General features: G+C 71.3%; 12 protein-coding genes. 8 read left to right on the top strand and 4 right to left on the bottom strand.

All coding sequences use genetic code 11. The annotated features are described in order from the left end of the window. The first annotated feature begins 201 nt into the window (after positions 1–201). From CQZ88_RS07245 to CQZ88_RS07225, 5 genes are all read left to right on the top strand, one after another. Entirely contained in the window at positions 202–837 is a 636-nt protein-coding gene (locus CQZ88_RS07245) for a TIGR03086 family metal-binding protein (protein ID WP_102799490.1), read from the top strand. Between the two features lie 124 nt (positions 838–961). Beyond that, on the top strand, positions 962–1,708 hold the full coding sequence (locus CQZ88_RS07240) for a pentapeptide repeat-containing protein (RefSeq protein ID WP_006931611.1): 747 nt from the start codon (positions 962–964) through the stop codon (positions 1,706–1,708). A 73-nt stretch (positions 1,709–1,781) separates the two neighbouring features. After that, a complete protein-coding gene (locus CQZ88_RS07235) occupies positions 1,782–2,162 on the top strand; it encodes a hypothetical protein (protein WP_029546000.1) in 381 nt (126 codons plus the stop codon). Positions 2,163–2,172: 10 nt separating this feature from the next. Continuing rightward, positions 2,173–2,844 carry a dienelactone hydrolase family protein gene (locus CQZ88_RS07230; protein WP_029546002.1) on the top strand — a complete coding sequence of 224 codons (672 nt, stop codon included), beginning with the start codon at positions 2,173–2,175 and terminating at the stop codon, positions 2,842–2,844. Between the two features lie 249 nt (positions 2,845–3,093). Next, a complete protein-coding gene (locus CQZ88_RS07225; protein ID WP_102799489.1) occupies positions 3,094–3,408 on the top strand; it encodes an ANTAR domain-containing protein in 315 nt (104 codons plus the stop codon). Here the strand turns inward: CQZ88_RS07225 and CQZ88_RS07220 are convergent, their stop codons facing one another. Beyond that, entirely contained in the window at positions 3,409–5,019 is a 1,611-nt protein-coding gene (locus CQZ88_RS07220) for a hypothetical protein (protein ID WP_102799488.1), read from the bottom strand. 95 nt (positions 5,020–5,114) lie between these two features. Here CQZ88_RS07220 and CQZ88_RS07215 point away from each other — a divergent pair, with 95 nt between their 5' ends. Then, positions 5,115–5,438, top strand: coding sequence for a hypothetical protein (locus tag CQZ88_RS07215; RefSeq protein WP_006931622.1), 324 nt, complete (start codon positions 5,115–5,117; stop codon positions 5,436–5,438). Positions 5,439–5,451: 13 nt separating this feature from the next. Here the strand turns inward: CQZ88_RS07215 and CQZ88_RS07210 are convergent, their stop codons facing one another. The 3 genes from CQZ88_RS07210 to CQZ88_RS07200 all read right to left on the bottom strand — a co-directional run bounded on the left by CQZ88_RS07210 (position 5,452) and on the right by CQZ88_RS07200 (position 7,574). Further along, on the bottom strand, positions 5,452–6,156 hold the full coding sequence (locus tag CQZ88_RS07210) for a hypothetical protein (RefSeq protein WP_235431110.1): 705 nt from the start codon (positions 6,154–6,156) through the stop codon (positions 5,452–5,454). Positions 6,157–6,256: 100 nt separating this feature from the next. Next, the gene (locus CQZ88_RS07205; protein WP_050035901.1) at positions 6,257–7,177 is read right to left on the bottom strand and encodes an alpha/beta fold hydrolase; all 921 of its coding nucleotides are present in this window, start codon (positions 7,175–7,177) and stop codon (positions 6,257–6,259) included. A gap of 76 nt (positions 7,178–7,253) precedes the next feature. Then, on the bottom strand, positions 7,254–7,574 hold the full coding sequence (locus tag CQZ88_RS07200; RefSeq protein WP_006931626.1) for a winged helix-turn-helix domain-containing protein: 321 nt from the start codon (positions 7,572–7,574) through the stop codon (positions 7,254–7,256). Positions 7,575–7,734: 160 nt separating this feature from the next. Between CQZ88_RS07200 and CQZ88_RS07195 the strand changes: the two genes are divergently transcribed. Then, on the top strand, positions 7,735–8,082 hold the full coding sequence (locus CQZ88_RS07195; RefSeq protein ID WP_006931628.1) for a VOC family protein: 348 nt from the start codon (positions 7,735–7,737) through the stop codon (positions 8,080–8,082). Positions 8,083–8,244: 162 nt separating this feature from the next. After that, positions 8,245–9,125 (top strand): TerC family protein (locus CQZ88_RS07190; protein WP_102799515.1); only part of this gene is annotated, 881 nt, incomplete at its 3' end.

Genomic DNA, 9,125 nt, shown 5'->3' with positions numbered 1-9,125 from the left:
TCTGCAACTTCCCCGGCAACCCGTCGGTTGCCCCTCTTCCGGATCCTTCGCGTTGACGTCCTCGATGTTATCGGCCTCGATGCCGAAAGTCTACTGTTTCGACTGTAGATTTTCTCGTCGCGTCGAGACGTCCGGAACGGCCGGCCGAACCTGTCGGACCGGTGCGGCACCATGAGCACACCGCCGCCGGAAGGAACGCTCATGACCGAGATCCTCGACCTGGCACCGGCCGCCCACGAGATGGCACGGCTCGTCGGCGCGCTCACGCACGAACAACTCGCCCATCCCACCCCGTGCGCCGGCACCACCATCGGGGACCTGGTGGATCACGTGGGCGGGCTGTCCCTGGCATTCACCGCCGCCGCCGGGAAAGCCGTCGGCGACCACACCGGGCAGGGACCGTCCGCCGACGCGTCCCGGCTCGGCGACGACTGGCGCACCAGGATCCCCGGGCAGGTCCTCGCCCTCGCCGAGGCGTGGCGCGATCCCGGCGCATGGACCGGAACCACCCAGGCCGGCGGCATCGATCTGCCCGGTCACGTCGCGGGGATCGTGGCGCTCGACGAACTCGTGATCCACGGCTGGGACATCGCCACCGCCAGCGGCCGGAGGTTCTCCTGCGATCCCGCCGCGCTGGCCGCGTGCCTGTCGTTCGTCGCCGCGACCACCGACGAGGAACGCGCGGCCGGCGGGCTCTTCGGGCCGGCGGTCGCGGTTCCCGACGACGCCCCGGACCTCGATCGTCTGATCGGGCTCAGCGGGCGTGACCCGTCGTGGCGGCCACCGCCCGGCCCCTCGGGCCGCCCACCGCGGGCCCCGGAGGGCGGGCCGGGCTAGGCTCGGCCGGCCACCGGCTGCGCCCCGCCCACCGAAAGGAACGTGAGCCTTGTCCGAGACGGACCGCCGCCCTCCCCGTCCGGACCTTCTGGCCGACTGCGGCAGTTGCTTCGGTTTGTGTTGTGTGGCTCTGCCTTTCGCCGCATCGACCGATTTCGCGATCGACAAGGAGGCGGGCCGGCCCTGCCCGAACCTGCGGGACGACTTCCGCTGCGGCATCCACCGGGACCTGCGGCGCAAGGGGTTCACCGGGTGCACCGTCTACGACTGTTTCGGCGCCGGCCAGAAGGTCTCACAGGTCACGTTCGGCGGCGCGGACTGGCGTCGCGCGCCGCAGACCGCCCGGCGGATGTTCGACGTCTTTCCCGTCGTGCGCCAACTGCACGAGCTGCTCTGGTATCTCGACGAGGCGGTGTCCCTGCCCACCTCCGGGCCGCTCCGCGCGGACCTGCGCGGTGCGCGTGCCGCGACCGACCGGCTGACCCGCGGCGACGCCGACGCCCTCGCCGGACTCGACGTCGCGGCGCACCGGCAGGAGATCAATGCCCTGCTGTTGCGCGCGAGCGAACTCGCCCGGGCCGCCGTGCCCGGCCGGAGGAAGAACCGCCGCGGCGCGGACCTGCTCGGCGCGAAGCTCCGGCGCGCCGACCTGCACGGTGCGAACCTGCGCGGCGCCCTCCTCGTCGCCGCGGACCTGCGCGAGGCGGACCTGCGCCGGGCCGACCTCATCGGCGCCGACCTGAGGGACGCCGACCTGCGCGGCGCCGACCTCACCGGATGCCTGTTCCTCGTCCAGTCACAGGTCGATTCCGCCCGGGGTGACGCACGTACCCGGCTGCCCGCCACAGTGGCCACACCCGAGCACTGGTAGCACAACGGGCGAATCGGGCCCGTTGCTCGCGAAAGCCCTCGATCCGGCCGCAATCGGGTGTGCAATAGGTCCCATGAACATCCCCGACCTCCTTCCCACAGACCGCCGCCGGATGGCTCGTGCTGCCGTGGATTCGTTGGGCAGCCAGCGCAGCGACCACGCCCTCGTACGCGTGAAGTGCCCCGCCAGCCACAACGTCGCCACCGTCTACCGCACCCCGGAGGGGCCGGTGCTCGTCGCCGGCGGTGGTCCGACGGCGCACGGCAATCGCGACCGGTCCGAGACCGCGCACCACGGCGGATCCCTCGGGTCCGAGTTCGTCGACACCCTCGAGGCGACCCAGTTCGAGGACGACGACGTGCCCGCGCGCTGCGCGTGCGGTCCGCACACCCTCTCGCGCCAGGACCTGCAGGCCGCGGTCCGCTCGCACACCCGCACCGTCACCCTGGCCTGAGCCGGACCCGATGAGCACCGCCGACAGCCGGCGCGACCGCGGCGTCGATTCCGGCGGCCGGGACGTCGAGCTCGAGCTTCGCGACGTGAGCCTGGCCGGCACCCTGACCGTCCCCGCCGGATCGGACGGCCTGGTGATCTTCGTGCACGGCAGCGGCAGCAGCCGGTTCAGCCCGCGTAACCGGTACGTCGCCGGGGAACTGAACGCCGCCGGCCTGGGCACGTTGCTGTTCGACCTGCTGACCGCCGGCGAGGAGGGCGACCGCGCCCTCGTCTTCGACATCGAACTGCTCGCGAGCCGGCTCGGCGAGGTGACCGATCTCGTCCGCGCGGAAGCCGAGTGGATCGGCTACTTCGGGGCCAGCACCGGCGCCGCCGCGGCGCTGTGGGCCGCCGCCGATCCGGACCGGGAGATCGCCGCCGTCGTCTCCCGCGGCGGGCGACCCGATCTGGCGATGCCCCGGCTCGGCCGGGTCCGCGCCCCCACGCTCATGCTGGTCGGCGGCCTGGATCGCATGGTGATCGAACTGAACCGGCAGGCCGCCGCGGCCATGCGGTGCGAACACGAACTGCGGATCGTGCGCGGGGCGACGCACCTGTTCGAGGAACCCGGCACGCTCGAGGTCGTGGCACAGCAAGCGCGGGACTGGTTCCTCGATCACCGCCCGGCGCCTCCGGCCTGACCGGCGCGCAACATACACGGCGTCGGATCTCTCTGCCGCTCCGGGGAATTCGGACATCGAAGACGGAACGCCCGGGGCACCGCACCGACTCACCGGCCTGCGCTGGGCAAACACGGGTACGGTGGACACGACGGCACAGTCCTCGTACTGTGACGGAGGACACAAACTCGGGTAACTGCCGAACCGGCGGGGTACCCGCACTACAACGAGTTGACACACGCCCAGTGGCGACACCTCAGAGGCGGACAATTGACGATCGAAGCACACCGTGACATCCCCGCGGTACGACGCCTGACGGCACTCGACACCGCGCAGGCTCTTCTCCGCTCCGCAAGGGGCCGTTCCTACACCGAGGACCAGGCGTTCGACGAACTGCTCGACGCCTCGATGCGCTTCCACGTCGACATCGTCGACCTGTGCGAAGCCTTCACCGACCTGGCCACCGGTCCCGGCACCGTCCAGGGACTCCGACGTACCGTCCACGGACACCGGCGCGCCCACACCGTCGCGGCCGAACTGTGGGGCCCGCTGCTCGACCGGAGGACCGCCCCCGCCGAGAACTGATCACCGGAAGCGGATGCTCAGCGTGCGCCGGACGAGGTCACCGATCTCGTCCGCCCACGCGAGGATGCCGAGCGTCGAGTCGATGTTCCCCGGCGGCGTCCGTACCAGGGTGTCCCTGCGGATCAACCGCTCGAAGTCCACGGTCACCGGATCCGGGCGCACCCCGCCGTTGCCGTGGTGGAACTGCACCCCGGCGCGGCGCATCACGTTGATCAGCTCCTGCGCGAGGATCCCGTTCGCGACCGTCGTCGGATGCACGCCGTCGAGGGAGAACAGCCCGCCCGCGGCCCGGCCCCCACGACCGTCGGCCGTCAGGAACCGCGAGTCCGGCACGGGGTCGAGCGCGGCAAGTGCGGACGGGAGCGGGTACGGGGTCCACCACGCCGGACGGGCACCGACATCGGTGACGAAGCGCCGCGACGCGAGGCGCTCGAGCAGGCCGGCCACGTCCAGCAGATACCAGTCCCGGGCCGGGCCGTGCACCCCGGAACGAGCGTCGGCGACCGCCTGCTCGATGCGGTCGTTGTACAGGTCGATCGCGACGTCCACCGCGTACGCGCCGGCACCCGTGATGTGCTCGTCCTGAGCCGGGTCGAACCGCGCCTCCTCGATCCACGGCCGGGTGTAGTACGGGAAATAGGGCGACCCCGATTCCATCTTGCGTCCGAGTCCCTTCGCGATCGGCGCGATGGTGACGTGGGGAATCGTGCACCACACGACGTGCCGCGCCCGGATCGCCGCCACCCGCTCGACCACCTCCGCGAACTCGGCCGCGAAGTGCTCGGGCCGCCAGATGGTGTAGGCGTCCTTCGCGGTGAGGTCGCGAAAGTCCGGACCGCTCCATGCGATGCGCAGGTCCGTGACCGTGCCGAGCGCGTTGTTGGAGCCGAGGAACACCACCAGCGTCTCGATCCCGGACTCGGTCGTGTCGTCGTGGTCGTCGCCGAGCGCCGCGGCCGCGTCGAACAACGTCATCGCTTTCGCCCCGTCGCTCCAGCGCGGATACACCCGCAACGCGGCGCGCTCCCCGTTGTTCTGCACGATCTGGTCGAGCAGGTCGTCGTTCGGTGCGGCGATCGCCGCCTCGCACGTCGCGGCGGTCTTGCTCAGGGCGTCGCGCAGGTCCCAGCCGAAACAGGACAGGTTGTGCTGGTATGCCGCCGGCAGCGGCGGCTCCCGACCGGGCCCGCGCTCCCAGTAGTCCTCCACCTGGTCCATGAACGCGCGGACGGCGAACAGCGCGAGCGGGGTCTCCCACATGTTCACCGACGGCCCGAAGCGTCGCTCGAGATCGCGCAGGAGCAGTTCGATGTTGAGCGGCAACCCGCCCGGACCGCCGTAGCGCGGGTAGCGGAACCGGCGGAGCCAGCCGAGTTCGTGGGCGACGATCGCGGGGACCGAGACGTCGGTGTGGAAGACGGCGCCGCTCTGGAACCCCTGCAGCACCGAGTCGCCGATCGCGACGAGCCGGTGCGGGGGCACCCCCTTGGTGTCGACCCGCACGTCGCGGCCGAGCGCCGGATCCGACACCGGCACCCGGGGGGCGGACGCCGCGCGCACCCGCACGTCCGCGGGTGTGCCGTCCGGGAGATCCATCGGAGTCACCGGCATTTCGTCCTCCCCCGGGCCGCGCGTGCGCCTGCTCCGAGCGTGAGCCGCGCGCGGTGGGTTGTCAACGACCCGGCCGGCGACCAATTCTGTAGGGCATGGCTACCGACGAGGACTTCGCGCACACCGACGAGGCAGCCCGCAATCGGCGGGAGAAGGCGCTCGTCCTCGCCCGGTTCGCCTGGAATCGCGGCATCACCGCGGACGAGCTGCTGGCCCTGAGCGACGACGTGCGCCGGAAGCTGGCCCGGGCCGCCGGAGCGCACCCGCCGCGCACGATGGAGACGTGGGCGCTCGTCGCGCGGCTGCTCACCGAGAAGTCGGCGTGGGCCGCGCAGCATCCCGGCCATCCCGCAGCCGCCCCCACCGCCGCGGACGAGAAGATCATGTGGGTGAAGAAGCCGCCGCGCCGGTGGCTGTGAGCCCCCCGGACCCTCACGCGCCGAGCGGGCCGAACGCGTACGACACGGCCGGCACCTGCATCGCGAACCGGACGAGGTGACCCTCGCGCGCGGCGCAGACGCTCCCGGCACCGCCGGGCAGGGGTGGCAGCGCGACGTCGCGTGGTGGGAGCAGCCGTCCCGGCACCGGCACGCCGTAGCAGCGGGCGTCGCCCAGCTCGATCCGGGCCACGCCGTCCGTGACGGTGGCGTCGACGAGCGCGGTGAGCCGGCGGCGGCGATGCGTCGCGCGGATCGATCCGTCGCGGTCGAGGGCGAGAACCCAGGCGTGGCCGAGGGAGTTGAGCCAGTCGAGCACGGTGCCGACGCCGCTGGTGCCGTGCACGTCGAGGCGGTGTGCGCTGAGCCGGGTGCGGAGCCCGGGGACGACACGCACCCCGTGCGCCACCACGGTCACCTCGTCCACCCGGCGCCCGCCCCAGTCGACCGCCGCGAGCTCGACCCGGGACTGCAGGTGCGCGCGGCGACGGCGCACCTGCACCGACCGCACCGTCGCCCGCACCGGCACGCCGTGCACGTCCGTCGCGACGGTGCGTCCGACGTATCGGTGCGTCAGGCCCAGAGCGAGCGCGGTGACGATCACGTCCGGGACCAGGGCGGTCGTCGTGCCGGCGGCGAGGTCGGCGAGCGGCTCCACCCAGCGGGTGGCCCACCCGTCCGCTTCGACGCCGGTGTCCATCCGGACATCATGCCCTCTCCGGCGCCGTGCGCCCCGCCTCGGCCGAATGTGACACGCGTTCAATGTGATCGAACCTGTGTGACATTCGGCCACCGCGGAGTCAGCGGTCGGCGTCGTCCCAGATCCGCAGGATGGTCGAGAGGATGTCCTCGGACACGCCCAGGCCGCCGAGGTGGCTCTCGCCGGGCAGGTGGTGGAACTGGGCGTCGGGCAGCCGGCCCACCACATGCAGGCCGTGTTCCATGGGGACGATGTGGTCCGTGTCGCCGTGCCACCACCGGACCGGCACCTTGACGTCCTCGAGACGGAAACCCCAGTCCCGGGCGAACGCCACGATATCGGCGAAGGGCGCGGCCATCTGCTTGCGGCTGCCGTTGAGCAGATCGTCGAGGAACATCGCCTTGAACTCGGGGCGGGCCAGCAACTGCCGGTCGGCCTCGGGCGAGAGCCACCCGTACATGTCGATGAGCGGCGATGCGAACGGCCGCACGACCCGGATCATCGACCTCACGCCCATGCCGATGGGGACACCCCAGACGGTGAGCAGCGGCGCGACCATTGTGCCCAATCGCATCAGGCCGCCGCTGATCGCGTCGGGCCCGACGACGGGCGCAACGCCCCCGAGCACCGCGGCGGCCACGACCCGCTCGGGCATCGCATGCGCCGCGGCGAGGGTGTAGGGGCCGCCGCCGGAGAGTCCGACGACCGCCATCCGGTCCACGCCGAGAGTGTCCGCGACGATGCGCAGGTCGTCCGCGAAGGCGAGGACGTTCTCGTAGCGGTGCGGACTCGACGAGCCGATGCCGGGGCGGTCGAGGCCGATGAGCCGTACGTGCTCGCGCTCGGCGTAGCTGCGTGCCTCGACGGGGATCTGCCGACGCGCCCCGGGGGTGCCGTGTAGCCAGAACACCGCCCGGCCCTGGGCCGATCCGAACTCGGCGAAGCCGATCCGGCGGCCGCCCCCGACCGCGACGGAACCTTCCAGCTTGGGACGTTCGACGTCGATCATGGGCGCCAGCATGCCACGTGGCTGCGGTCACACGACGCAGGTGTCCGTGACAGCGCGGGCCGGGCATCCCCGGCGACGGGCCCCGCGCTCAGCGCAGCGCGTCGATCAGCTCACCGACGGTGTGTGCGGATTCGAGCGGATGACGGAGGCGCCCGGCCGGATTCACCGAGTAGAGGTTGCGGCGGCCCGCGCGGGTGCGGGTCAGGTAGCCGCCGTCGACCAGGTCGGCGAGGATCGTCTGCACGGACCGCTCGGTGATCCCGATCCGCTGCGCGAGTTCGCGGACGGTGGGCTGTCCGCCTCCGGCGACACACAGCAGTACGTGCGCGTGGTTGGTCAGGAACGTCCAGCCCCGGGCACGGTCCTCGTCGCCGGCGGGCGGCGTTCCGGGGCGGGGGGAGGAGGTCACCCGCACACCATAGGGCACCGCGGTTTCCGGTATCGCGCTTCGCGCTCGGGCCGCGGCCGCGTCCCTGGTGCGCCCGGGCGGCCCCGGGTAGGGTTCGCCGGGTGAACACCGGGCCGGCACTACTCCACTCACGGATCGGCGACCCGGTGGAGGTCTGAGCGTGGACCGCAACGAGTCGGCGCGGTTCTTCCGTGAACTGTTGGAACTGTCGGAAGCACCGTCCTGGGGCCCGTTCACCAACATCCAGCTCGACGACGGCGTACTGCTGCAGTTCGCCGAGCCCCCGGTGGAGATCCAGATGCAGCACTACGCGTTCATGGTCGACGACGACGCCTTCGACCGGGCGTATCGGCGGCTGTGCGACGCCGGCATCGAGCACTGGGCCGATCCGCAGATGCGCCGCCCCGGCGAAACGAACACGGGGCACGGCGGGCGCGGGGTCTATTTCAAGGACCCGGCCGGTCACGCGATCGAGCTGCTCACCCGCCCCTACCTCCCGCTCCCTTGACAGTTAACCGGAAATACTATTCACTAATTACAGTTCGCGAAAGGGAGTATCCCTCCGCGCTTCGTCGTCAACTCGGGGGCCGTCCGCCGGCCCCCCGGCGGAGCGGGCTCGGTTCGAGCCGGGAAAGACTTTCGGCCGTTTCGAGGCTGAGAGGTGGTCCCGATGACCGTTCCGTTGTGGTTGTGGGCGGCGGTACTCGCCGCGATCGTGGCGATGCTGGCGGTGGACCTGTTCGCGCACCGCCGCGCGCACGTGATCGGCGTGCGCGAGGCCGCAGGCTGGTCGCTGTTCTGGGTCGGCACCGGCGTCGGATTCGGCGCGCTGATCTGGTGGCAGTACGGCTCGGAGTTCGGCCAGCAGTACTTCTCCGGCTACCTGATCGAGAAGTCGCTCGCCGTCGACAACGTCTTCGTCTGGGCGATCATCCTGACGTACTTCGCCGTGCCGCGTGAGTACCAGCACCGGGTCCTGTTCCTCGGTGTGCTCGGCGCCCTGGTGTTCCGGGGTCTGTTCATCGCGGCGGGCTCGGTCCTCATCGCGAGCTTCGGCTGGATCCTCTACCTGTTCGCGGCGTTCCTGCTCTACACCGGCTACCGGATGATCCGGCAGCGCGACGAGCACCTCGACCCCGAGAAGTCCCGGGCGCTGCGGCTGTTCCGCCGCCACGTACCGATGACCGACGCCTACCACGGACAGAAGTTCCTCGTCCGCCGCGGTGGTGCGCTGCTGGCCACCCCCCTGCTCGCGGTGCTGGTGCTCATCGAGATCACCGACATCGTCTTCGCGGTCGACTCGATCCCCGCGATCTTCGCGGTCACGGACGTGCCGTTCCTCGTCTTCACCGCCAACGCGTTCGCGGTGCTGGGCCTGCGAGCGATGTACTTCCTGCTCGCCGACCTGATCCACCGCTTCGTGTACCTGAAGATCGGGCTGGCGCTGGTGCTGATGTGGGTCGGCGTCAAGATGCTGCTGAAGATCGACGTGTTCTACGTGCCGACACCGATCTCGCTCGCCGTCGTCGCCACGATCCTGACCGTGTCGAT

The sequence above is a fragment of the Rhodococcus sp. ENV425 genome (genome assembly GCF_002887785.1).
GTDB lineage: Bacteria > Actinomycetota > Actinomycetes > Mycobacteriales > Mycobacteriaceae > Rhodococcus > Rhodococcus aetherivorans.
Note: the sequence above shows the minus strand (reverse complement) of the source record. Positions and strands in the feature narration are given on the sequence as shown.